Source organism: Bacillus sp. H1a (assembly GCF_000633475.1).
Classification (GTDB): domain Bacteria; phylum Bacillota; class Bacilli; order Bacillales; family Bacillaceae_G; genus Bacillus_A; species Bacillus_A paramycoides.
Window position 1 is genome coordinate 1 of the sequence record NZ_AYMH01000149.1, and the last position, 362, is coordinate 362.

A 362-nucleotide genomic window follows, 5' to 3' on the forward strand; every position below is an offset into this window, starting at 1 on the left:
CCCCTTAATCTGCAATATAGCTTTCTGCAACATCAATATGATATGTTAAATTCAAATCAGGAAATTTTTCATCTAGTTTTCGTAAACATTCTATAAATCTTTTACTCTGCAATTTTTCAGAGACGTCTTCAAAAACTTCACTTATTAGGTAAACGTCTTCCTTAGAACAATTCATTAAATAATTTATTGTTACTTCTTCGTTTTCAGATAATATAGCAGTTAATTTACCCCAACTTTTTTCTATCCCATAATCATCATTTGGATGTAACATTCTTCTATCCTCTAAAGCTTTTTTTATTTTGTCTGATACACTCATAAAAACATCTCCTTAGTAATTTTTACAGTTGTTTAGTACCATCTGG

Annotated in this window: 1 protein-coding gene; it reads right to left on the minus strand. The window is 28.7% G+C overall.

Annotated features, from left to right (window positions below):
- Nucleotides 1-4 precede the first annotated feature (4 nt).
- A complete protein-coding gene (locus tag U860_RS0130770) occupies nt 5-316 on the minus strand; it encodes a hypothetical protein (RefSeq protein ID WP_025151469.1) in 312 nt (103 codons plus the stop codon).
- Nucleotides 317-362 lie beyond the last annotated feature (46 nt).

Excerpts from the sequence above, each read along its gene's own strand:
- U860_RS0130770 (WP_025151469.1), bottom strand. The coding sequence starts at position 316 with ATGAGTGTATCAGACAAAATAAAAAAAGCTTTAGAGGATAGAAGAATG.